Genomic DNA, 23,184 nt, shown 5'->3' on the forward strand with positions numbered 1-23,184 from the left:
GGTCTCGCCGTAAGCGAGATAAATGCAGCCTATGGGATACTCAATAATCTATCTGGATGAGATCTTCAGGCTGGGCTCTCCACCTGGTTAAGACAGTGATTCAACTATATGTAGTAGTGCCACATTTTTAGTTGATAATGCTTCGGAGTATATCGGCCCGGGAAATGGATTATCTTCACGTCAGATTAATCTACTTCAGGCTTAACCTGATGATTAGCGGGCGAAATTAACTGTACTAAAGGACAGGTATTGTATCTAAAGATATTAGACACGATTCATTAATAAAGAAACGTAAGCTGTTATATGATTGTTTTACTGAAGTGATTCATCTTTGGGGCATTAAGATGAAGTGCGTCACAAATAAAAAATCCCGCCGGAGCGGGATCTTAATAAGCAGCACTGAGGGGGATTACAGCAGGAAGTCTTCCAGTTTCTTACCTTGCTCATCCATTGCTTTCTTGATAACTGCTGGAGTACGGCCCTGGCCAGTCCAGGTTTTAGTTTCGCCGTTTTCGTCGATGTACTGGTATTTAGCAGGACGCGCAGCGCGCTTCGCTTTACCTGCAGATTTAACAGCAGCAATGCTGTTCAGCAGTTCATTAGGGTCAATGCCGTCAGCAATCAGCATTTCACGGTATTGCTGCAGTTTACGAGTACGCTCTTCAACTTCAGCGGCCGCCGCGTTTTCTTCTTCACGACGTTCGTTAACGACAACTTCTAATTTCTCCAGCATCTCTTCCAGAGTTTCCAGGGTGCATTCTCTTGCCTGGGCACGAAGAGTACGGATGTTGTTCAGAATTTTAAGTGCTTCGCTCATTGTAGTAATCTCAAACTTATTATTGGGGGGTGATGTTTGAGCTAATAATAGAGCGTTATATTAAGTTCTGCAATAGCCGTGAATGTAAGTAATTCAAAATTTGCTGATATATAAGTGGCGGTTTAAATACGGTTAACTTAATTCCTGGCCGCGAAACCACGTGAAATGGCACTTCAAGACTCAATTTTTAGACAACAACCCTGCCATCAAAAGGGTCTGTCATCGTGAGGAAAAGATAAAAATTTCGCATTAATCATCAAATAACAAGCGCTGGTATTTAGGCATAGAGTGGATACAGGTCGTTTACAATTTATAATAATTGAGCAGATGAACCATTTCATTAGGGGCGATAAGCCGTCTGAAGTCGTGATGCATCATAGTCGTTTCATGTATCCGACATACCGCTATTACTCAATGTATAAGCGTGATTTATTAATATGTCAGGCGTAATTAACCCTGATGTTTAACAAGGTAATCCACCATCCACCGCGCACTTACAGTGTGGTACAATCCGCCGAAACATAATTTACACTTTTGATTCAGGCAACGGGTGCAATGGCTCAACTCTATTTTTACTACTCAGCAATGAATGCGGGAAAATCGACGGCGCTACTTCAGTCATCCTGGAATTACCAGGAAAGGGGAATGCGTACGCTGGTCTACACCGCCGAAATTGATAACCGCTTTGGTGTGGGTAAGGTCAGTTCGCGAATTGGCCTGTCTTCCCCGGCCAGACTTTATAATCCGACGACGGACCTGCTGGCCGACATCCGTGCCGAACAGCAATCTGCGCCGGTACACTGCGTTCTGGTGGACGAAAGTCAGTTCTTATCCAAAGAGCAGGTTTATGCTTTATCTGACGTTGTCGATGAGCTGGATATTCCTGTTTTATGCTACGGATTGCGAACGGATTTTCGCGGGGAGTTGTTTAGCGGCAGTCAGTACCTGCTGGCGCTGTCAGACAAATTGGTTGAGCTGAAAACGATTTGTTTCTGCGGTCGTAAAGCCAGTATGGTACTGCGTCTCGATCAGGAAGGTCGGCCTTATAATGAGGGCGAACAGGTTGTGATAGGTGGGAACGAACGCTATGTTTCGGTCTGTCGTAAGCATTATAAAGAAGCGTTGCTTAAAGGCTCTCTGCAGGCCATTCAGGGCAACTAACTCAACGGCCAGCACTTCCGCAAGGCTGCTGAATTAAACGCGATATACGGGCCTGTGTGACGTATTCAGACAGAAAAAAACCCGCCATAAGGCGGGTTTTATATTTTCAGGCCTGGCGATTAAGCCGTTTTCTTGGCTTTTTTGTCAGCTTTGGCCGCGGGTGCAGCTTCTTTGGCCGCAGCACCTTCAACAAACGGACGGCCGTAGTAGGTATCCAGCAGAATCTGTTTCAGTTCAGAAATCAGCGGATAGCGTGGGTTAGCGCCGGTGCACTGGTCATCAAACGCATCTTCAGACAGTTTATCGACGTGTGCCAGGAAGTCCGCTTCCTGCACGCCTGCTTCTCGGATGGACTTAGGAATACCCAGTTCAGCCTTGATTGATTCCAGCCATGCCAGCAGTTTCTCAATCTTAGCCGCAGTACGGTCGCCCGCTGCGGTCAGACCCAGATGGTCGGCGATTTCAGCGTAGCGACGACGAGCCTGCGGGCGGTCATACTGGCTGAAAGCCGTCTGCTTGGTTGGGTTGTCGTTCGCGTTATAGCGAATAACGTTGGAGATCAGCAGGGCGTTTGCCAGACCGTGAGGAATGTGGAACTGAGACCCCAGCTTGTGAGCCATGGAGTGACACACGCCCAGGAAGGCGTTGGCAAACGCGATACCGGCGATAGTTGCCGCGTTGTGAACGCGCTCACGGGCAACCGGGTTTTTAGACCCTTCATTATATGAAGCCGGCAGGTTTTCTTTCAGCAGTTTGAGTGCCTGCAGAGCCTGACCATCAGAGAATTCGCTTGCCAGCACGGAAACGTAAGCTTCCAGCGCGTGGGTCACGGCATCCAGACCACCAAAGGCGCAGAGCGACTTAGGCATATCCATCACCAGGTTGGCATCAACAATGGCCATATCCGGGGTCAGCGCATAGTCAGCCAGCGGGTATTTCTGGCCGGTTGCATCGTCGGTAACAACCGCAAACGGTGTGACTTCAGAGCCGGTGCCGGAGGTGGTGGTCACCGCAATCATCTTCGCTTTCACGCCCATTTTCGGGAACTTGTAGATACGTTTACGGATATCCATAAAGCGCAGCGCCAGTTCTTCGAAGTGGGTTTCCGGGTGTTCGTACATTACCCACATAATTTTGGCTGCATCCATCGGGGAGCCGCCGCCCAGCGCAATGATCACGTCTGGTTTGAAGGAATTTGCCAGTTCAGCACCCTTACGAACAACGGTCAGGGTAGGGTCAGCTTCTACCTCGAAGAAGACTTCGGTTTCAACGCCAGCGGCCTTCAGCACGGAGGTGATCTGATCGGCATAGCCATTATTGAACAGGAAACGGTCGGTCACAATTAGCGCACGTTTGTGGCCATCAGTAATCACTTCATCCAGCGCAATTGGCAGAGAGCCACGGCGGAAGTAGATAGATTTCGGAAGTTTATGCCACAGCATGTTCTCAGCTCGCTTAGCAACGGTTTTCTTGTTGATCAGGTGCTTAGGACCCACGTTTTCGGAGATGGAGTTACCGCCCCATGAACCACAACCCAGCGTCAGAGATGGCGCCAGCTTGAAGTTATACAGGTCACCGATACCACCCTGAGAAGCCGGGGTGTTAATCAGGATACGTGCGGTTTTCATTTTGTCGCCGAAGAACTTAACGCGCTCAGGCTGGTTGTCCTGGTCAGTATAGAGGCAAGAGGTGTGGCCGATGCCGCCCATCTCAACCAATTTTTCCGCTTTAATGACGGCGTCTTCGAAGTTCTTCGCACGGTACATGGCCAGCGTCGGAGAGAGTTTTTCGTGAGCGAATGGCTCAGACTCGTCGACAACGGACACTTCGCCGATCAGGATTTTGGTGTCTGCCGGTACGGTGAACCCGGCCAGTTCAGCAATTTTGGTGGCTGGCTGCCCAACGATAGCGGCGTTCAGCGCGCCATTTTTAAGAATGATGTCCTGAACGGCTTTCAGCTCTTTACCCTGCAGCAGGTAGCCGCCGTGGGTAGCGAAACGTTCACGCACTGCGTTATAAGCAGAGTCAACAACGATGACGGACTGCTCGGAAGCACAGATAACGCCGTTATCGAAGGTTTTGGACATCAGAATCGACGCAACGGCACGTTTGATGTCTGCAGTTTCGTCAACCACAACCGGGGTGTTACCGGCACCAACGCCGATAGCAGGTTTACCGGAGCTGTAAGCTGCTTTAACCATGCCTGGGCCACCGGTCGCCAGGATCATGTTGATGTCCGGGTGGTGCATCAGGGCGTTAGACAGTTCTACGGACGGCTGGTCGATCCAACCGATCAGATCTTTTGGTGCACCTGCTGCAATTGCCGCCTGCAGCACGATATCTGCTGCTTTGTTGGTCGCATCTTTAGCGCGTGGATGTGGCGAGAAGATGATTGCGTTACGGGTCTTCAGGCTGATTAAAGATTTGAAGATAGCGGTAGACGTTGGGTTGGTGGTTGGTACGATCCCGCAGATGATGCCGATAGGTTCAGCGATAGTAATGGTACCGAAGGTATGATCTTCAGACAGCACACCACAGGTTTTCTCATCTTTATAAGCGTTATAGATATATTCGGAAGCGAAGTGGTTTTTAATCACTTTATCTTCGACGATACCCATACCGGATTCAGCGACGGCTAATTTAGCCAGGGGGATTCGAGCGTCGGCAGCGGCCAGGGCGGCAGCACGGAAAATCTTATCGACTTGCTCTTGAGTAAAGTTGGCATATTCACGCTGGGCTTTCTTTACGCGCTCTACGAGGGCGTTCAGTTCCGCGACATTAGTTACAGCCATAATGCTCTCCTGATAATGTTAAACTCTTTTAGTAAATAAGCTGCGCGAGTCGACAGTATAGTCAGCAGCCACCGAGTGCGTGTTTAAGACAAAAAACTGTCATAAAAATGACCTGGATTCATGCGCTGATTTACTAAAAGAGCCTCATCTGAATAAGCCGTGTTAGTGGAGAAACCTGCTTTTCAGATGTGTCCAAGAGTACTCACTTCTGAGTAGGTTTTTCGTGATCTAAATCACAACTAATCGATGCTGACACCATTCAGCAAGCACTATCCAGGTGATTGATAAATCTTTAAAAATTTAGTCACAGCAATGTCAAAACAAAGTATCGCAAATTCAACATTCAGGTAACAGTTCGCCATGATGCTAAAATAAGTTGTTGCAGGCGTCGATTAAGCAGGGAAATAGCGTAGCGGCAGGGGGGCTTTTCCATTACATTACGCCTGCTTTTGCTTTTTCCATTTGCGGAGTTTTGTGTGGCTCAATCCTTTTTCGACCTGCCAACCTATATTAAGTTTTTTATCGGGATGTTTGCTCTGGTCAACCCGGTAGGGATCATTCCCGTATTTATTAGTATGACCAGTTACCAGAGTGCCGCAGCAAGAAATAAAACCAACCTCACGGCCAATCTCTCGGTGGCGATTATTCTCTGGACCTCACTTTTTTTGGGTGACGGTATTCTGCAAGTTTTTGGTATTTCAATTGATTCATTCCGCATTGCCGGCGGCATTCTTGTGGTGACGATTGCTATGTCAATGATCAGCGGCAAGCTGGGTGAAGACAAACAGAACAAGCAAGAGAAGTCGGAGAGCGCGATACGCGAAAGCGTGGGGGTTGTTCCCCTGGCATTACCGTTGATGGCGGGGCCGGGTGCCATCAGTTCAACGATTGTCTGGGGAAGTCGCTATCATAGCTGGGGTCATCTGCTGGGATTCTCCCTTGCCATTGCGCTGTTTGCATTTTGCTGTTGGCTGCTGTTCCGCATTGCACCGTGGCTGGTGCGTATACTGGGGCAAACCGGGATCAACGTGATTACCCGTATTATGGGCCTGCTTCTGATGTCTCTGGGGATCGAATTTATTGTCACCGGGGTCAGGGCTATCTTCCCGGGCCTGACAAGTTAATTCCGCTGCCGCTTTCAAATGAAAAAGCAGAATCTCTATTCTGCTTTTTTTCTTTCAGTAGAAGAAAATCTTACCTGCCCGCTATCCTCATTATTGCAAAAGCAAATGCGAATCTTTCATAAGAAAATGCTTTGGAAAACCGTGTATTAGAGGTTGACCTTGTAACAAGCTGTACAGAAAAGTGGCGATCGAAATGATATTTAGCTGTCGTTATGCAATCAGGCTTGCTGCGGGTTTATTGAGATGATATTAGTAATTCATGCCTTCCCGCAGAGGAATGTGCTAAAAAATAATCAATTGTTAATTTTTTGTGAGTGATGAGGCAGGCGATAAATCGACCTCTCTTCTAATGCGGTAGTAGTATACTAACTCCATGATTATAAAGATTATGATTGAGTTTTTATAAACATCCTTCCGGCATAACGCTCCCCACAATCTCTCCATAAAAGAGAAATGGTTAACAAATTTGCAAATTGTATTGGCGGGTATCTGAAGCTTTTGATACTTTCCGGGCAAAACAATTCGCTGAAAAATGTTTCTTTTCTAGATGAGAATGATTTCGCAGCGTAATCATGTCCTGCGAATAACTAAATCATGGCCGTCGACCACGCAATCGGCGGCAGAAAGAATCGACGTAATGAGGTCGCCGAATCGAGCGGCCCGAAAATAAAGTCGGTGATAGCGAAGTAGTAAGGAAAGCAGTATCCCGTACGGACGTTTAACGCTCCTGCGCTGTAAGGGACCCCTGAGGGGAAGAGGCCGACTTTCGGGTCGGTAATTATAATGAGTGGAGTACCAACACAATGACAAATATCACTAAAAAAAGCCTGATTGCAGCGGGCATTTTAACTGCGCTGATTGCTGGCAATGTCGCGATGGCGGCAGATGTTCCGGCGGGTGTGCAATTGGCAGAGAAACAAGATCTGGTTCGTAACAACGGCTCAGAACCTCAATCTCTTGATCCGCACAAAATCGAAGGCGTGCCAGAGTCCAATATCAGCCGCGACCTGTTCGAAGGTCTGCTGGTAAGCGATCTGCAGGGCCACCCATCTCCGGGCGTGGCAGAGTCCTGGGACAACAAAGATTATAAAGTCTGGACTTTCCATCTGCGTAAAGACGCTAAATGGTCCAACGGCGAACCTGTCACCGCGCAGGACTTTGTTTACAGCTGGCAGCGCCTGGCTGACCCGAAAACCGCCTCTCCTTATTCCAGCTACCTGCAGTACGGTCACCTGACCAATATCGACGATATCATTGCCGGTAAAAAGCCGACCAGCGATCTGGGCGTGAAAGCCATCGATGACCACACTCTGGAAGTCACCCTGAGCGAGCCGGTGCCATACTTCTACAAACTGCTGGTTCACCCATCCGTTTCTCCGGTACCGAAAGCTACCGTTGAGAAATTCGGCGACAAATGGACCCAGCCTGCCAACATCGTGACCAACGGTGCATACAAATTAAAAGATTGGGTGGTGAACGAGCGTATCGTTCTGGTGCGTAACACCAACTACTGGAATAACGCGAAAACCGTGATTAACCAGGTGACCTACCTGCCAATCTCTTCTGAAGTAACAGACGTTAACCGCTACCGCAGCGGTGAAATCGACATGACGTATAACAACCTGCCGATTGAGCTGTTCCAGAAACTGAAAAAAGAAATACCAACCGAAGTTCACGCCGATCCGTACCTGTGTACTTATTACTACGAGATCAACAACCAGAAAGCACCATTTACCGATCCTCGCGTTCGTGCGGCGCTGAAACTGGGCCTGGATCGCGACATCATCGTGAACAAAGTGAAAAACCAGGGCGATCTGCCGGCTTATGGTTATACCCCACCGTATACCGATGGCGCGAAACTGACCCCGCCAGAGTGGTTCACCTGGTCTCAGGACAAGCGTAACGAAGAAGCCAGAAAACTGCTGGCTGAAGCAGGTTACACCAAAGACAAGCCGCTGACTTTCAACCTGCTGTACAACACCTCCGATCTGCACAAGAAGCTGGCTATTGCCGTGGCATCTATCTGGCAGAAAAACCTGGGCGTGAACGTCAAGCTGGAGAACCAGGAGTGGAAAACCTTCCTGGATACCCGCCATCAGGGGACCTTCGACGTGGCGCGTGCGGGCTGGTGTGCGGACTATAACGAACCGACTTCCTTCCTGAACACCATGCTGTCCGACAGCTCTAACAACACCGCGCACTATAAGAGCCCGGCGTTCGACAAAATTATTGCCGACACCCTGAAAGTGACCGACGAAGCCCAGCGTACCGCGCTGTATGAGAAAGCTGAGCAACAACTGGATAAAGACTCAGCCATCGTCCCGGTTTACTACTACGTTAACGCCCGTCTGGTTAAGCCGTGGGTGGGTGGTTACACCGGTAAAGACCCGATGGATAATGTCTACGTAAGAGACTTATACATTATCAAACATTAATGGCAATTCGTGGGGCAGGGCCCACCGGTTTCGGCCGGTGGATAAGGTCTGCCCCATCGTGTCTTATTTACATCGCACTGCAAAGGCACAGGCCAGAAGGTACGGGCAATGTTGAAATTTATTCTACGTCGTTGTCTGGAAGCAATTCCGACACTCTTTATTCTTATCACGATTTCCTTCTTTATGATGCGTCTCGCCCCGGGGAGTCCTTTTACCGGCGAGCGTACGCTGCCGCCAGAAGTGATGGCGAACATTGAAGCGAAGTATCACCTTAACGATCCCATCACCACTCAGTACTTCAGCTATTTAAAACAGCTGGCGCACGGAGATTTTGGGCCGTCATTTAAATACAAAGACTATTCGGTCAATGACCTGGTGGCGTCCAGCTTCCCGGTATCCGCAAAATTGGGCGCAGCGGCTTTCATCTTTGCCATTGTGCTGGGTGTGACGGCGGGCGTGGTTGCGGCGCTGAATCAAAACACTAAATGGGATTACACGGTAATGGGCTTTGCCATGACGGGGGTGGTTATCCCCAGCTTCGTGGTGGCGCCGTTGCTGGTACTGATATTCGCTATCACCCTTAAATGGCTGCCCGGTGGGGGCTGGAACGGGGGGGCGCCGAAGTACATGATACTGCCGATGATAGCCCTGTCTTTGGCGTACATCGCGAGCATCGCGCGTATTACCCGCGGCTCAATGATTGAAGTCCTGCACTCTAACTTTATTCGCACCGCACGCGCCAAAGGCCTGCCGATGCGTCGTATTGTGCTGCGCCATGCGCTGAAACCTGCGCTGCTGCCGGTCCTGTCATACCTCGGGCCAGCGTTTGTGGGCATCATCACGGGCTCCATGGTTATTGAAACAATTTATGGCTTGCCGGGCATCGGTCAGCTGTTTGTTAACGGGGCGCTGAACCGTGACTACTCACTGGTTCTCAGCCTGACCATTCTGGTCGGTGCGCTGACGATTCTGTTCAACGCGGTAGTTGACGTGCTGTATGCCGTTATCGACCCGAAAATCCGTTACTAAGCTGGAGTGGCCATAATGTTGACTAAGAAAAACAGCGAGGCGCTGGAAAACTTCAGTGAAAAACTGGAAGTTGAAGGCCGCAGCCTGTGGCAGGATGCGCGTCGCCGTTTTATCCATAACCGCGCGGCGATCACCAGCCTGTTTGTCCTGGCTCTGATTGCGCTGTTCGTGGCTTTTGCGCCAGTGCTGTCGCAGTTTACCTACTTTGATACCGACTGGGGCATGATGTCTGCGGCGCCTGATATGGCATCCGGTCACTATTTCGGGACCGATTCGTCCGGTCGCGATCTGCTGGTGCGTGTCGCCATTGGGGGACGTATCTCCCTTATGGTGGGTATTTCTGCTGCGCTGGTGGCGGTTATTGTCGGGACGCTGTACGGCTGCCTGGCCGGCTATCTCGGCGGCAAAATCGACTCCGTAATGATGCGTCTGCTGGAGATCCTGAACTCCTTCCCGTTCATGTTCTTCGTTATCCTGCTGGTGACCTTCTTCGGGCAAAACATCCTGCTGATCTTCGTGGCTATCGGGATGGTGTCCTGGCTGGATATGGCGCGTATTGTGCGTGGCCAGACCCTAAGCCTGAAACGTAAAGAGTTCATCGAAGCGGCGCACGTAGGCGGTGTTTCTACCCTCAACATCGTTCTGCGCCATATTGTGCCGAACGTGCTGGGTGTGGTCGTGGTGTACGCCTCTCTGCTGGTGCCTAGCATGATCCTGTTCGAATCTTTCCTGAGCTTCCTGGGCCTCGGCACGCAGGAGCCTTTGAGCAGCTGGGGAGCACTGTTAAGCGACGGTGCAAACTCCATGGAGGTATCACCGTGGCTTCTGCTGTTCCCGGCAGGCTTCCTGGTGGTTACGCTGTTCTGTTTTAACTTTATCGGCGATGGCCTGCGTGATGCCCTCGACCCGAAAGATCGTTAAGGAGTCCTCCATGAGTACTATTGAAACCTCTCCGGTGGCCGCTCCACTGAACAAATCTGAGGTCCTGCTCGACGTTAAAGACCTGCGCGTGACCTTCGGCACGCCGGACGGTGACGTCACGGCAGTAAACGACCTCAACTTTAGCCTGCGTGCCGGTGAAACCCTCGGCATCGTCGGCGAGTCCGGCTCGGGCAAATCCCAGACGGCTTTTGCGCTGATGGGCCTGCTGGCGGCCAACGGCCGTATCGGCGGCTCTGCGAAATTCAACGGCAAAGAGATCCTGAACCTGCCGGAATCGCAGCTTAACCGCCTGCGCGCCGAGCAAATCTCGATGATTTTCCAGGATCCTATGACATCACTGAATCCGTACATGCGCGTGGGCGATCAGCTGATGGAAGTGCTGATGCTGCACAAAAAACTCGGTAAGGCGGAAGCGTTTGAAGAGTCAGTGCGGATGCTGGATGCGGTAAAAATGCCTGAAGCGCGTAAGCGTATGCGCATGTTCCCGCACGAATTCTCCGGCGGGATGCGCCAGCGCGTGATGATTGCTATGGCGCTGCTGTGCCGGCCAAAACTGCTGATTGCTGATGAACCCACCACCGCGCTGGACGTAACCGTTCAGGCGCAGATCATGACGCTGTTGAACGAGCTGAAGCGCGAATTCAACACGGCGATCATCATGATCACCCACGACCTGGGCGTTGTGGCTGGGATCTGCGACAAAGTGCTGGTGATGTACGCCGGGCGTACGATGGAATACGGCAACGCACGTGATGTCTTCTACAAGCCGGTACATCCGTACTCAATCGGTTTACTGAACGCGGTGCCGCGTCTGGATGCGGAAGGCGAATCCCTGCTGACCATTCCAGGCAACCCGCCGAACCTGCTGCGTCTGCCGCAGGGCTGTCCGTTCCAGCCTCGCTGCCAGTTTGCGATGGAAGCGTGTAATAGTGCTCCGCCACTGGAGCAGTTTGGTGATGGCCGCCTGCGTGCCTGCTTTAGACCGGTGGAGGAATTAGCATGAGCACCGTTGCAGAAGAGAGAAAAGTTCTGTTAGAAATCGCTGACCTGAAGGTGCATTTTGACATCAAAGACGGCAAACAGTGGTTCTGGCAGCCCTCCAAAACCCTGAAAGCCGTGGATGGCGTGACGCTGCGTCTGTACGAAGGGGAAACCCTCGGCGTGGTAGGCGAGTCCGGCTGCGGTAAATCGACCTTTGCCCGCGCCATCATTGGCCTGGTGAAAGCGACCGATGGCCGCGTGGCCTGGCTGGGGAAAGATCTTCTGGGCATGAAGCCGGAAGAGTGGCGCGACGTGCGCAGCGATATTCAGATGATTTTCCAGGATCCGCTGGCTTCTCTGAACCCGCGCATGAACATCGGCGATATTATCGCCGAGCCGCTGCTGACCTATCATCCAAAAATGCCGAAGCAGGAAGTTCGCGACCGCGTGAAGGCGATGATGATGAAAGTCGGCCTGCTGCCAAACCTGGTCAACCGCTACCCGCATGAGTTCTCCGGCGGCCAGTGCCAGCGTATTGGTATCGCTCGTGCGCTGATTCTTGAGCCAAAACTCATCATCTGCGATGAGCCGGTCTCCGCGCTGGACGTGTCCATTCAGGCGCAGGTGGTTAACCTGTTGCAGAAACTGCAGCGCGAAATGGGGCTGTCGCTGATCTTTATCGCCCACGATCTCGCGGTGGTGAAGCACATCTCCGATCGCGTACTGGTCATGTACCTGGGCCATGCGGTGGAGCTGGGCACCTACGATGAGGTGTACCACAATCCGCTGCACCCTTATACCAAAGCGCTGATGTCGGCGGTGCCGATTCCCGATCCGGATCTGGAAAAGAATAAAACTATCCAGCTGCTGGAAGGGGAGCTGCCGTCGCCCATCAATCCGCCATCAGGCTGCGTGTTCCGTACCCGCTGCCCGATTGCCGGCCCGGAATGTGCGAAAACGCGTCCGGTGCTGGAAGGCAGTTTCCGCCATGCGGTTTCCTGTCTGAAGGTTGACCCGCTATAATCTCGCCTGGGGCCAGCACCGCGCTGGCCCTTTCTTTTTGCGAGGATCACCGTGCCAGGCAACATTTCATCACTTCGTGCGCTGCTTTACCGATTTCTGTTCGATCAAAATACTCGCTCAGGGCGCCGGTTCGAGGCGTTTTGCGGCCTGCTGGCGCTGCTCAGCGTTGCCGTCGTTTTTACCGAATCCAGCGTCGGGAGCGACCCCCGGCTGACCTACGGCGAATGGCAGCTGTTTATCTGGTTGGAAATCATCTTCACGCTGCTGTTCACCTGTGAATATCTGCTGAGAGTCCTGACCTGGCCGCAGCCCATCCGCTACGTGTTTAGCTTCTGGGGCATTATCGACCTGGCGACCATGCTGCCGCTGTACGTTCTGTGGCTGTGGCCAGAGTTTGCTATCCACTACTATTTTGCCTGGCGAGCGATGCGCGCTATTCGCGTGCTGCGTATTCTTAAACTCCTGCGCTACATGCCGGCGCTCAAAAGCCTTTGGCGCAGCCTGATTAACGCCAGCAATCAGCTGATCCTGTTCTACTCGTTTATTGCCATTGTGATGGTCGCCGCGGGTGCGCTGATGTACGGTATAGAAGGGAAGGCCAACGGCTTTACCAGCCTGGGCGTAGCGGTCTACTGGGCCGTTGTGACGGTGACAACCGTTGGCTATGGTGACATTGTGCCGCACACTGCGCTGGGCCGTTTCGTGGCCTCGCTGCTGATTCTGATTGGTTATTCGGTGATTGCGATCCCTACCGGGATTTTAACGGCGCAGATGTCGCAGGATATGCAAAGAAGGCGGTCGGTGAGGGAGTGTGTGCGCTGCCATCAGCAGGATCATGCCAGCAACGCGCATTACTGCAAAACCTGCGGGGAGCATCTTCCGCCCAATGAGAAATAGTCACAGCGCGGCCTGAGAGCCGCGCAGGAAAGATTACTCACGCCACAGGATGTGGCACAGCTTGTGGTCTTTCTCACGGCACAGCAGGACACGAGCAAAAATATCGTTCAGTTCACCGCCGTCGGTATCCGCCAGCCCGATCACCACTTCCGCGAAGAAATCAGGGTTCAGATCGAAATCGACGTGCTCCTGCCAGTCTTCGGCCGGGTCAAACAGCTCCGCACCGCCGCGCTCCTCGAACTGCAGATTGAAAAGAATAATGTCGGCAGGATCGAGGTTATCGCCCGCCAGCTCGAGAAAAATATCGTACGCCTGTTCTAAAGTCTCGTCTTCGGTCAGGCGGTTATTCAGATCCATTTCCATCTCTACATCCACTTATCGAGTGCCGATGCGCCACGTTTTACAGCAACGGACTAAAGAAGTAAAACAGTCGCTCTGCCATCCGCTGCCAGAGCGGGCGTTTTAACCATAAATGCGCGTCTAATAGCCGCGAGCGGGAAATATAGTCATCCTGCACCGCGGCTAAATCACCGGCAAAACCTTCATCATCGATGACCAGCGTAATCTCAAAATTCAGCCACAGGCTGCGCATATCCAGGTTAACCGTGCCGACCAGACTTAATTGCCCGTCAACCAGCACGCTTTTAGTATGCAGTAACCCGCCTTCAAACTGGTAAATCTTCACGCCGGCCGCGAGCAGTTCAGTAAAGAACGCGCGGCTTGCCCAGCCCACCAGTAAAGAATCGTTTTTGCGCGGCACGATGATGCTCACGTCCACGCCACGCTGCGCTGCGGTACAAATCGCATGGAGTAAATCATCGCTCGGCACGAAATACGGGGTCGTCATAATCAGGTATTCACGCGCCGCATAAACGGAGGTCAGCAGCGCCTGGTGAATCAGGTCTTCAGGGAAGCCAGGCCCTGAAGCGATAGTGTGGATAGTGTGCCCGCTGGCCTCTTCAAACGGCATGATGTTTTCATCCGGCGGCGGCGGGAGAATACGTTTCCCGGTCTCAATCTCCCAGTCGCAGGAGTAAACGATGCCCATTGCGGTGGCGACCGGGCCTTCCATACGCGCCATTAAATCGACCCACTGACCCACATTCGCATCCTGCTTGAAGAAACGGGGATCAACCATGTTCATGCTGCCGGTATAGGCAATATAGTTATCGATCATCACCATTTTGCGGTGCTGGCGCAGGTCCATGCGGCGCAGGAAAACACGCATCAGGTTAACCTTCAGCGCTTCGACGACCTCAATACCCGCGTTGCGCATCATATTGGCCCACGGGCTGCGGAAGAAGGCGACGCTGCCCGCGGAGTCCAGCATCAAGCGGCAATGAATACCGCGCCGTGCAGCGGCCATCAGGGATTCTGCCACCTGGTCGGCCATGCCGCCGGGTTGCCAGATATAAAACACCATCTCGATGTTATGGCGCGCCAGCTGAATATCACGGATCAGCGCCTGCATGGTCTCATCTGAACTGGTTAGCAGCTGAAGTTGATTCCCTTTCACACCGGCAATGCCCTGGCGGCGTTCGCAGAGCTGGAACAGCGAGCTGGCAACCTCGCTGGTTTCTGAGGCAAAAATATGCTTACAGTTTTTCAGCTCTTTGAGCCATTTAGCGGTAGAAGGCCACATGGCGCGCGCGCGCTCTGCCCGGCGTTTACCGAGATGCAGCTCCCCCACCGAGAGATAGGCAATAATCCCGACCAGCGGCAGAATATAGATAATCAATAGCCAGGCCATTGCCGAAGGGACGGCGCGGCGTTTCATCAATATACGCAGCGTAACGCCGGCGATAAGCAGCCAGTAGCCGAGAATGACCAGCCAGCTCACCACGGTATAGAAGGTTGTCATGCCTTAAAAATCCTTTTGAAACCGGAGAGTTGAGAGTGTACGCAGAACTTTCATTGCTTAACACTAAAAGTATACGCAAAACGGATGGTTTGCCCGGCAGAAGGTTCTATAATGACGCGTCTTTTTTAGAAAATTGAGTTATAGACATGAGACGTAGCAGAACGGAAGTCGGGCGTTGGCGTATGCAGCGTCAAACGCAAAAGCGCAGGGCGCGTTGGCTGGAAAGCCAGTCACGGCGCAATATGCGCATTCATGCTATTCGTAAGTGCCTGGTTAACCAGCAGCGTAATTCATTGCTGTTTGCCATCCACGATCGCTGGGCATAAGACTCGGGCACCGCGTGCGGTGCCCATCAAGCTAATCTTCTTTCCAGTCCCTTCAGACCACCCAAAAGAAAGCCAAAGACTGCGATTAAAAAACCTTTTTGTATGGCTGAACTGAGACCCTGGCGTACACGCCGGCGGTCACATATGGGTCTGCATCGGCCCAGGCCTTCGCCTCTGCCAGAGAGGCAAACTCGGCAATCACCGTTGAGCCGGTAAAACCTGCGCTGCCGGGATCGTTACTGTCAACGGCCGGCATTGGGCCTGCGGTCAGTAGCCGACCTTCGTCACGCAGCACCTGAAGGCGAGCCAGGTGAGCAGGGCGAACGGACAGGCGCTTTTCCAGGGAATCAGCAATATCTTCGGCATAAATAACGTACAGCACGGGCACACTTCCTTCTTAATGTTGGGTTGTAAACCACGGTAAGTGAACCGCGAACAGACTGCAATTGAAAGATAAACAGGATGTTAAATCCTTGAGAAAATAGCGGGAAACTCGCGCAGACAGCAGGAAAAAGTGCGCCTTTAGGCAATGCGTTGTTGAATATGATTGTTATTTGCATTTAAAATTGTCGTCTCTTGAAAGACACTGAAACCATTATGACGTCAATGACCCTGGAATTACCTCGCCGCTTTCCGTGGCCGACTCTTCTCTCCGTCGGGATGCATGGTGCCGTTGTGGCCGGGTTGCTCTTCGCCTCGGTACATCAGGTTATTGAGTCCCCAGCACCCTCGCAGCCGATCAGCGTCACGATGGTTGCGCCTGCCGATCTTGAGCCTCCTCAGCCTCAGGTTGTTCAGCCTCCGCCGCAGCCGGTCGCGGAACCTGAACCTGAACCAGAGCCGATCCCCGAGCCGCCGAAAGAGGCGCCCGTTGTGATTCACAAGCCTGAGCCGAAGCCAAAACCGAAGCCAAAGCCGGTGAAAAAGGTTGAGCAGCCGAAGCGTGAAGTTAAGCCGGTTGAGCCGCGCCAGGCTTCTCCGTTTGAAAATAATGCGCCAGTGCAGCCAGCGCCAACGCCGGCGGCGAAACCGGCTCCCGCAGCGCCAGCTCCGTCGGTAAATACCGGGCCGCGCGTTATCAGCCGCGGCAAGCCGGAGTACCCAACCCGCGCTTTCGCTCTGCGCATAGACGGCAACGTTCGCGTGAAGTTTGACGTTGATGCCGATGGCCGCGTGAATAACGTGGAGATTCTTTCCGCTCAGCCTGCAAATATGTTTGAACGTGAAGTGAAGCAGGCGATGAAGAAATGGCGCTATGAGAGCGGGAAGCCTGGGCAGGGTATTACCGTCAATATCAAATTCCGCATTAGCGGCGGCGCAAGTATGGATTAATCAAAATCCGTTTTTAAAAGGCCATGCATAAAATTGCGTGGCCTTTTTTATTTGTGCATTTTTTAAACTGACAGGGGTGTTGTTTTACAAAATTAGGCTAACTAGCGCTGGCCTATAGGCTCGGAAGAGACCTTTATCACCCAAATTTCCATATTGATGGACGTGGTCCCGCACTCAACTCCGCGAGGCTAGCCCTGGAACTTTACTTCCCAGCAGCATAAAGCCCGGTGCTGCCGGGGCGTTTACCGCCATCAGAATCAGGCTAACCTCACCCGCTAAACGTCATCTCAGCCACCCATTCGGCTTCGGGCTGCTGGTACAGCGCCCAGAACGTATCGGCCACGCCGGTGGCCTCGGCGGAGTCCGGCTCAATCAGCGCCGCTACCGTGACGGATCCCACGTGCACGCCATGCGCTCTGGCATATGGGAAGAGTCCCAGCGTCAGGGCGCGAACGCCTGCTTTGCCAATGCTGATCGAAATGTATTCCGGGTTGGGGTGCACTCCCCAGCCGCCGCCGGTGAACAACAGGGCGCCGCGCCCGCGGGCAAACATGGTTTTCAATGCGCCCTGGGAGGCGGCCAGCGCTCCGCCGATATTGACCGCAAGGTCGGGGTTAAAGGTGGCGAGCTGCTGGTCGATCACTGACCCCGGGTGCAGATGCGCCGCGTTGTAGTGCACCACGTCGAGCGTGCCAAATTCGGTCTCAGTCTCTTGTATTAAAGCCGCCACGGCATGGGCATCGGCTGCATCGACAACTTTGCTGTGCGCCTCGAAACCTTTACCGGCGAGGCGCGCCGCAAGTTCGCCAAGCTTAGAGGCATTCCTTGCGGCTAAAATCACCACAAAACCTTCACGGGCGAAGCGTTCCGCCGTGGCATAGCCGATCCCCGGCCCGGCCCCAATGCTAAGAAAAGTTTTCATCATTTACTCCTCAATAAGTTCACGAGCACTGTATCATCTGCATAAATGTAGATAATCCATCACCGGAGCAATTGTTTAATGCAAAATATGCAGGAATTCAGCGAACATCTTAAAATTGACGAGCTGGCCGCCTTTGCCGCGGTGGTGGAAAACAACGGTTTTGCCGGAGCCGCGCGCGTGCTGGACCGCAACGCTACCGTGATATCCAGAAGAATTCAGCACCTTGAATCCCGGTTGGGCACCCGGCTGCTGGCTCGTTCCACGCGTCATGTTGTGCTGACCGAGGCCGGGGAGCTTTTTTACCGCCGCGTGCGGGGCATCCTGGATGAGTTACGCAATGCTCAGCTGGAAGTCAGTGAATTCACGGCTGCCCCGGTTGGCAACCTTAAAATCTCTCTGCCGCTGACCTTTGGCCGACGCTGGATTATCCCCAAACTGTCGGCCTTTTTAGCCGAGTATCCCGGCATTCACCTGGACGTCAGGTTTACCGACAGGCTGGTGGATCTGGTGGCCGAGGGCTACGATGTGGCCATCCGCGTCGGGCGTTTGACCGACAGCGCGCTGATTGCCCGCACGCTGGGGCAGTTTGAATACCAGCTAGTGGCTTCCCCGGCCTGGCTGGGACAGCGCGAGATCGCTTCCCCCTCGGACCTCAGCGAGCATCATTGCCTGGGGCTGGTGAGTCATGCCAGCTGGCCAGACTGGATTCTGGTGAACGGCGACAGCAAAGCCACCGTGCGAATTAAAGGCCCGATGCAGACGGACAACTCAGAAGCCCTGTTGCAGGCGGCGGTGGATGGATTGGGGATAGCCCTGGTGCCCGACTGGCTTATCACGGCCGAGATTGATCGCGGGCAGCTGGTTCGGGTGTTGCCCGACTGGAAAGGCCAGGATCGGGGTGGCGTCTACGGCATTATGCCGCCGGGGCGATTGATTCCGGCCAAAACGCGCCTGTTTATTGATTATCTTCTGCAGGAAATGGGGGAAAACCGGTCGGTCGCGTGAGGGGAAAATAAACTGCCCGGCGTAACCGGGCAGGAGAGTTACTCGGCCTGAGGTATCGCGCGAGGCTTGCCTTCTTTATCCACGGCTACGTAGATGAAAATCGCCTCGGTGGCTTTGTAGCGCTGGCCGATAGGCTCGGAAGAGACCTTTTTCACCCAGACTTCCACATTGATGGTGATGGACGTTGTCCCGCGCTTAACGCAGCGGGCGTAGCAGCACACTACATCGCCCACCGCCACCGGCTTCAGGAAAGTCATGCCGTCTACGCGTACGGTCACGACGCGGCCATGGGCGATCTCTTTGGCCTGAATGGCACCGCCCATGTCCATCTGCGACATCAGCCAGCCGCCAAAAATATCGCCGTTGGCGTTGGTGTCCGCTGGCATCGCCAGGGTGCGCAGCACTAATTCACCTTGCGGTAATTCGTTCGGCATTACTGCTCTTCCTTTGGCATATGACGGTAGATGTAGACGCCGCTCAGCAGGGTAAAGACCAGCGTGATGGCGGTCAGCCCGAACACTTTAAAGTTAATCCAGATGCTTTCCGGGAGCCAGAACGCCACGTAAATATTCAATAACCCGCAGGCGATGAAGAACAGCGCCCAGGCGATATTCAGGCGAAACCACACTTCGGTTGGCAAAGTGATTTCTTTACCCAGCATGCTCTGAATCAGCAACTTGTTCATGCCGAACTGCATAAACAGCAGCGCCGCGGCGAACAGGCCGTAAATCAGCGTGACTTTCCACTTAATGAATTCGGCATTGTGGAAGTAAATGGTCAGGCCGCCAAACACGGCAACCATCACGAAGGTGACCAGCGTGGTCTTTTCCACCTTGCGGTACTTCACCCAGCTGTAAACCAGGGCGAGGGCGGTGGCGATGATCAGCGCCCAGGTGCCGACAAAAATGTCGTACATTTTATAAAAGGCAAAGAAGACAATCAGGGGCAGGAAGTCGAGAAACTGCTTCATAATCTGTTCCGTAAAGAGGTGACTCCTGACTATAACGCGCGGTCAGGAGTCGGGGAAGGTTATTGACGTATCAACATGTACAGGCGGAATAAGTAGATCAGCAGCACGGCTGAAATCAGGTTGCTTATGGTATTCGCAATCACGGCCCCGGCTTCCGGCGACAGCGCAGCAAAGCTGGATGCCAGCAGCAGTAACGCCGTTTTAGCCGCCAGCCAGGCGACGACCGCAGGGGCGACAAGGCGCATGTTCGCCCACACAAGGCGCAGGCTGCTGCGCATGGAGCGGAAAATCCCGATTTTATCCTGTACCAGCATCACCGGAGCAAGCGAGAGCAGGATAGCCAGCAGCACGCCGGGCACAACCACAAGCATGATGCCGATTTGCACCAGCAGCGTGGTCAGGAAGATCAGAATGAACATTTTTGGCAGCACGGGAGCAGAGGCACCAATCGCGCGCAGGGCGCTAACGCGCTGGCCTGCAGAAACGATTTGCATCAGCACCATCATGCTGGCTGCCAGAATAGCGTTGCCAATCAGGCCCGAAAACGTGGAGGCCGCAGACGCTTTCAGTAACACTTGCTGCTGTTCCAGCGACATATTCTGCACTAAATCAAACAGCCCGACGCTGCCCGCCAGGTTATCTCCCTCACTCAGAATCGCCATTTGTTCTTCGCTGGGCGAGAACGCACGGCCAATAATCACCGAAATTAAGGCGCAAAGTAACGCAATCAGCAATATGGTAACAAACTGATTACGCAAAAAATTCCCCGTGTCACGGTATACGGAACCTGCCGTGATAGACATGCACTCTCCTTGATGTTGCTAGCGGTTATCAATCTGGGGGCAATTGTACCCTGGATGAGGCTGCCGTGGCACCACAAAGACTTTCTATAAGCGGTTGAATAGCGTCAGTTCCGTACAGCGGCGTCAGGCCGTAGCGGGCTCGTGCCCGGTTGCAGGCATCGTTGGTGACGCCGTCTTCCCCGGACATCGCAAACTCGCGGCACGGCGAAGGACGATTTTCATAAATGCCGCAGCTGACCCGCTGGCCCGGCTCGCCCTCCAGCGCCACGCAGCGGCTGTTGCGCTGGTTGGTGCCGCTCATGCAGCGCAGAAAAGGGGTAACAGGTTCGGTTAAATGCGAAGGAACCAGGCCGCCGGCGTCGTCGGCTTCAGCCCAGTAGAAAGAGACACGAAAGTAAGCACAACAGGCACCACAAGTCATACAAGGGTTATCGCTCATCTTGCACCTGCAACGTCTGATTTCACGTTTCAACGGTTGAGGAGAAAGCATCCAAATTAGCCAGGGCAGGTTTTTTTGCAAGAGGTGGATGGGGAAGAATTTTCAGGATGTGATTATTCACAAAGTTGATCTGGTTTCGGTTTGTTGTTTTTCGCTGCGCAACAAAAAATTAATCCAGATCATTGAATGTTAAATTAGTGGATAAAGTGTGATCGATGTTAGATCACTTTGTACTTCTTTCTAAGTATATTCAGCCCGCTGTTAAAAACCATAACAAGGGAAGGGCTATGAAAAAACTCACACTGGCATTACTGGCGATGGGATGTCTGTCCGGTGCGGCGTCGGCGCATCAGGCGGGGGAGTTCTTTATGCGCGCGGGTACCGCGACGGTTCGACCCACTGCGGGTTCGGATGATGTGCTCAAAATGGGTGGCTTTAAAGTTGATAACAATACGCAGCTGGGGCTGACCTTCGACTATATGGTCACCGATAACATCGGGATTGAGCTGCTGGCGGCGACGCCGTTCCGTCACAAGGTTGGGCTTGGGCCAACCGGTGATCTTGCCACCGTGCACCAGCTGCCGCCTACGCTGATGGCGCAGTGGTACTTTGGCGATGCGGGCAGCAAAGTGCGGCCTTACGTGGGCGTCGGGGTAAACTACACCACTTTCTTTGATGCAAGCTTCAACGACACCGGCAAAAGCGCGGGCCTGAGCGATCTGAAAGTGAAAGACTCCTGGGGCGCTGCGGGTCAGGTCGGGCTGGATTATCTGGTGAACGAAGACTGGCTGCTGAACATGTCCGTCTGGTATATGGACATCGACACCACGGTGAAATTCAAAGCGGAGGGAGACCAGCAGAGCATCAAGACGCGCATCGACCCGTGGGTGTTTATGTTCTCTGCGGGCTACCGCTTCTAAGGCTGTTACCGGGCAGTCCTTCAACGGACCCGCCCGGTCAGGTTTATTCCTCCCGGAAGGGATTAATGGCTATCACTCCCGGTATCAATGCCGTGCCTTTAATCCAATCGTTCCGGCAGTTTGATCGTATAAAACAGAGTTATCAAAATAGGTGATAATCCCGCCGTTGATGGTGTTCAGGCTGTGTTTGGTCAGATTGACGATGTGGTGTATGTAACGGCCGCCATCTTTCGCGACCTTAAAGCGCTGGCCAAATTGTCTGCCGTCCGCCAGCGTTAGCGTGTAGTGCACAGGCGTGCCGTCAGGCCATTTGTCCTGTGCCTGTGGATCGGCGCTGAAGTAAATAAAGCCTTCGGAGCCGCTATCAATGATGTTTTTCCCGCAGACTTTTTCCCCGGTATCAAGCCGTTCCAGGCAGCCATCAATCTCGCTATCTTTCCAGTAGTGATGTGTATCCCCCGGTTTTGGCGGCTGAGCCGATAATGCGATTTGTCTGAACCCACTGGTTTCGGCATTCAGCGGGTTAATAATCAGCTTACCGGGCTCGCTGTCATGCGGGCGAGGGAGAATCACTATCCAGCGCTCACCCAGTGCTAACAGGGGATTAGGCGCATTGTTACGGGTCATGCCGATCCCAAGAATAGCTTTGTAGCCAGCGCTAACGGGGTCGCCGCCCATACGAAATTGATCGATCGGCGCTTTGGAGGCAATGCAATGTGGCCGGATGGCATTGCATTGGGCGGATTCAACCAGCTGAATCACGGTTGGTATGTTCACGCCCTCAAACCCGACCTGCGTCCTGACAAGCTCACCATCCAGCTGCACGCCGCTGGAATATTGCACGTGTTCAGGCTTGTTGAGTCGCTCTACATTGTCGACGTTGAGTACGCCCGGCATCACGCGGAGGCCGACCGAACCGGTATCCAGCATGGTTTCCACCGGTTTACCGCCAATGGTCAGCGTCACGCTATAACGCAGGCCATCGTTGGCCATCAGTTTGGCATGAATGGGCACGACTATGCGGGGGAGTGCCTGGGCAAATGCCTGAGGTAAGCCGAGCGTTAAAGAGAATAATACGAAAGCAAAGCAGGTTATGGCTCTGGAAATCTGCGTGAAAAGAGTGGTGTCAGGCACGATGTGCGATCCTGTGTATGCATAGCAAAATGTTTTTATTCTTATCGCTGACTGTCGCCAGCGTCAGAACGTGCTTTCCGCTCCAAATTTTTTGGTGTGAGTGCAAACCCGACAGAAGAGGGTTGACTGCTTCAGGGTCGTCTTCCTGCGATCCTCGTTTCCCAGAGGCGATAAAATACAAAGAGCAAAGTCGCAATGCATGCGGTTTTTGCTGTCAGCCGCTAAAAGAAGGCGGGGAGGATGAAAACGGTCTGGAGAAAGGCGCAGGCAT

23 protein-coding genes are annotated in these 23,184 nt (G+C 53.1%); 12 read left to right on the forward strand and 11 right to left on the reverse strand.

Annotation, left to right across the window (positions count from 1 at the left end; all coding sequences use genetic code 11):
• Nucleotides 1-409: 409 nt before the first annotated feature.
• Nucleotides 410-817, reverse strand: a complete 408-nt coding sequence (hns, locus tag F3J29_RS05030; RefSeq protein WP_008454242.1) for a histone-like nucleoid-structuring protein H-NS — start codon at nucleotides 815-817, stop codon at nucleotides 410-412.
• A 555-nt stretch (nucleotides 818-1,372) separates the two neighbouring features.
• Between hns and tdk the strand changes: the two genes are divergently transcribed.
• Nucleotides 1,373-1,978 carry a thymidine kinase gene (tdk, locus tag F3J29_RS05035; RefSeq protein WP_166863517.1) on the forward strand — a complete coding sequence of 202 codons (606 nt, stop codon included), beginning with the start codon at nucleotides 1,373-1,375 and terminating at the stop codon, nucleotides 1,976-1,978.
• A gap of 119 nt (nucleotides 1,979-2,097) precedes the next feature.
• On the opposite strand, the gene adhE is transcribed toward tdk, so the two are convergent.
• Entirely contained in the window at nucleotides 2,098-4,770 is a 2,673-nt protein-coding gene (gene adhE / locus F3J29_RS05040) for a bifunctional acetaldehyde-CoA/alcohol dehydrogenase (RefSeq protein WP_166863519.1), read from the reverse strand.
• A gap of 476 nt (nucleotides 4,771-5,246) precedes the next feature.
• Here adhE and F3J29_RS05045 point away from each other — a divergent pair, with 476 nt between their 5' ends.
• The 7 genes from F3J29_RS05045 to F3J29_RS05075 all read left to right on the forward strand — a co-directional run bounded on the left by F3J29_RS05045 (nucleotide 5,247) and on the right by F3J29_RS05075 (nucleotide 13,201).
• Entirely contained in the window at nucleotides 5,247-5,894 is a 648-nt protein-coding gene (locus F3J29_RS05045; RefSeq protein WP_008454247.1) for a YchE family NAAT transporter, read from the forward strand.
• A gap of 803 nt (nucleotides 5,895-6,697) precedes the next feature.
• Nucleotides 6,698-8,329 (forward strand): oligopeptide ABC transporter substrate-binding protein OppA, encoded by a 1,632-nt coding sequence (gene oppA, locus F3J29_RS05050; protein WP_166863521.1) that lies wholly within the window; start codon nucleotides 6,698-6,700, stop codon nucleotides 8,327-8,329.
• Between the two features lie 108 nt (nucleotides 8,330-8,437).
• Complete coding sequence (oppB, locus tag F3J29_RS05055; RefSeq protein ID WP_008454251.1) at nucleotides 8,438-9,358, forward strand: oligopeptide ABC transporter permease OppB; 921 nt, start codon at nucleotides 8,438-8,440, stop codon at nucleotides 9,356-9,358.
• A 12-nt stretch (nucleotides 9,359-9,370) separates the two neighbouring features.
• Entirely contained in the window at nucleotides 9,371-10,279 is a 909-nt protein-coding gene (gene oppC, locus F3J29_RS05060) for an oligopeptide ABC transporter permease OppC (protein ID WP_085540125.1), read from the forward strand.
• Nucleotides 10,280-10,289: 10 nt separating this feature from the next.
• Nucleotides 10,290-11,303 (forward strand): ABC transporter ATP-binding protein, encoded by a 1,014-nt coding sequence (locus F3J29_RS05065; protein WP_039303721.1) that lies wholly within the window; start codon nucleotides 10,290-10,292, stop codon nucleotides 11,301-11,303.
• Nucleotides 11,300-12,304: a murein tripeptide/oligopeptide ABC transporter ATP binding protein OppF gene (oppF, locus tag F3J29_RS05070; protein WP_039294149.1), complete on the forward strand. Its 1,005-nt coding sequence runs from the start codon at nucleotides 11,300-11,302 to the stop codon at nucleotides 12,302-12,304. The genes F3J29_RS05065 and oppF overlap by 4 nt, the downstream gene beginning before the upstream one ends.
• A gap of 51 nt (nucleotides 12,305-12,355) precedes the next feature.
• Nucleotides 12,356-13,201, forward strand: a complete 846-nt coding sequence (locus F3J29_RS05075; protein WP_166863523.1) for an ion transporter — start codon at nucleotides 12,356-12,358, stop codon at nucleotides 13,199-13,201.
• A gap of 33 nt (nucleotides 13,202-13,234) precedes the next feature.
• Here F3J29_RS05075 and F3J29_RS05080 read toward each other — a convergent pair whose 3' ends face one another.
• A complete protein-coding gene (locus F3J29_RS05080) occupies nucleotides 13,235-13,564 on the reverse strand; it encodes an HI1450 family dsDNA-mimic protein (RefSeq protein ID WP_008454257.1) in 330 nt (109 codons plus the stop codon).
• A gap of 37 nt (nucleotides 13,565-13,601) precedes the next feature.
• On the reverse strand, nucleotides 13,602-15,062 hold the full coding sequence (gene cls / locus F3J29_RS05085) for a cardiolipin synthase (RefSeq protein WP_166863525.1): 1,461 nt from the start codon (nucleotides 15,060-15,062) through the stop codon (nucleotides 13,602-13,604).
• A 146-nt stretch (nucleotides 15,063-15,208) separates the two neighbouring features.
• On the opposite strand from cls, the gene F3J29_RS05090 reads away from it, so the two are divergent.
• The gene (locus F3J29_RS05090) at nucleotides 15,209-15,388 is read left to right on the forward strand and encodes a YciY family protein (RefSeq protein WP_008454259.1); all 180 of its coding nucleotides are present in this window, start codon (nucleotides 15,209-15,211) and stop codon (nucleotides 15,386-15,388) included.
• Between the two features lie 85 nt (nucleotides 15,389-15,473).
• Here the strand turns inward: F3J29_RS05090 and F3J29_RS05095 are convergent, their stop codons facing one another.
• Nucleotides 15,474-15,770, reverse strand: coding sequence for a YciI family protein (locus F3J29_RS05095; RefSeq protein WP_166863527.1), 297 nt, complete (start codon nucleotides 15,768-15,770; stop codon nucleotides 15,474-15,476).
• Between the two features lie 224 nt (nucleotides 15,771-15,994).
• On the opposite strand from F3J29_RS05095, the gene tonB reads away from it, so the two are divergent.
• Nucleotides 15,995-16,720: a TonB system transport protein TonB gene (gene tonB / locus F3J29_RS05100; protein ID WP_166864966.1), complete on the forward strand. Its 726-nt coding sequence runs from the start codon at nucleotides 15,995-15,997 to the stop codon at nucleotides 16,718-16,720.
• Nucleotides 16,721-16,988: 268 nt separating this feature from the next.
• Here the strand turns inward: tonB and F3J29_RS05105 are convergent, their stop codons facing one another.
• Nucleotides 16,989-17,642 (reverse strand): SDR family oxidoreductase, encoded by a 654-nt coding sequence (locus tag F3J29_RS05105; protein ID WP_166863529.1) that lies wholly within the window; start codon nucleotides 17,640-17,642, stop codon nucleotides 16,989-16,991.
• A gap of 78 nt (nucleotides 17,643-17,720) precedes the next feature.
• Here F3J29_RS05105 and F3J29_RS05110 point away from each other — a divergent pair, with 78 nt between their 5' ends.
• The gene (locus F3J29_RS05110) at nucleotides 17,721-18,647 is read left to right on the forward strand and encodes a LysR family transcriptional regulator (RefSeq protein ID WP_166863531.1); all 927 of its coding nucleotides are present in this window, start codon (nucleotides 17,721-17,723) and stop codon (nucleotides 18,645-18,647) included.
• A 38-nt stretch (nucleotides 18,648-18,685) separates the two neighbouring features.
• Here F3J29_RS05110 and yciA read toward each other — a convergent pair whose 3' ends face one another.
• From yciA to F3J29_RS05130, 4 genes are read right to left on the reverse strand one after another with little or no spacing between them, the layout of a single operon-like run.
• Nucleotides 18,686-19,081, reverse strand: a complete 396-nt coding sequence (gene yciA / locus F3J29_RS05115) for an acyl-CoA thioester hydrolase YciA (protein ID WP_008454281.1) — start codon at nucleotides 19,079-19,081, stop codon at nucleotides 18,686-18,688.
• Entirely contained in the window at nucleotides 19,081-19,617 is a 537-nt protein-coding gene (locus F3J29_RS05120) for a septation protein A (RefSeq protein WP_166863533.1), read from the reverse strand. The genes yciA and F3J29_RS05120 overlap by 1 nt, the downstream gene beginning before the upstream one ends.
• A 59-nt stretch (nucleotides 19,618-19,676) precedes the next feature.
• A complete protein-coding gene (locus tag F3J29_RS05125) occupies nucleotides 19,677-20,420 on the reverse strand; it encodes a YciC family protein (protein ID WP_039294109.1) in 744 nt (247 codons plus the stop codon).
• A gap of 28 nt (nucleotides 20,421-20,448) precedes the next feature.
• Nucleotides 20,449-20,859 (reverse strand): YkgJ family cysteine cluster protein, encoded by a 411-nt coding sequence (locus F3J29_RS05130; RefSeq protein ID WP_166863535.1) that lies wholly within the window; start codon nucleotides 20,857-20,859, stop codon nucleotides 20,449-20,451.
• A gap of 287 nt (nucleotides 20,860-21,146) precedes the next feature.
• Here F3J29_RS05130 and ompW point away from each other — a divergent pair, with 287 nt between their 5' ends.
• Nucleotides 21,147-21,779 carry an outer membrane protein OmpW gene (gene ompW, locus F3J29_RS05135; RefSeq protein WP_166863537.1) on the forward strand — a complete coding sequence of 211 codons (633 nt, stop codon included), beginning with the start codon at nucleotides 21,147-21,149 and terminating at the stop codon, nucleotides 21,777-21,779.
• Between the two features lie 84 nt (nucleotides 21,780-21,863).
• On the opposite strand, the gene F3J29_RS05140 is transcribed toward ompW, so the two are convergent.
• Nucleotides 21,864-22,913, reverse strand: a complete 1,050-nt coding sequence (locus F3J29_RS05140) for a hypothetical protein (protein WP_166863539.1) — start codon at nucleotides 22,911-22,913, stop codon at nucleotides 21,864-21,866.
• Nucleotides 22,914-23,184: the final 271 nt, after the last annotated feature.

The sequence above is a fragment of the Enterobacter sp. Cy-643 genome (assembly GCF_011752815.1).
Taxonomy (GTDB): Bacteria; Pseudomonadota; Gammaproteobacteria; order Enterobacterales; family Enterobacteriaceae; genus Cedecea.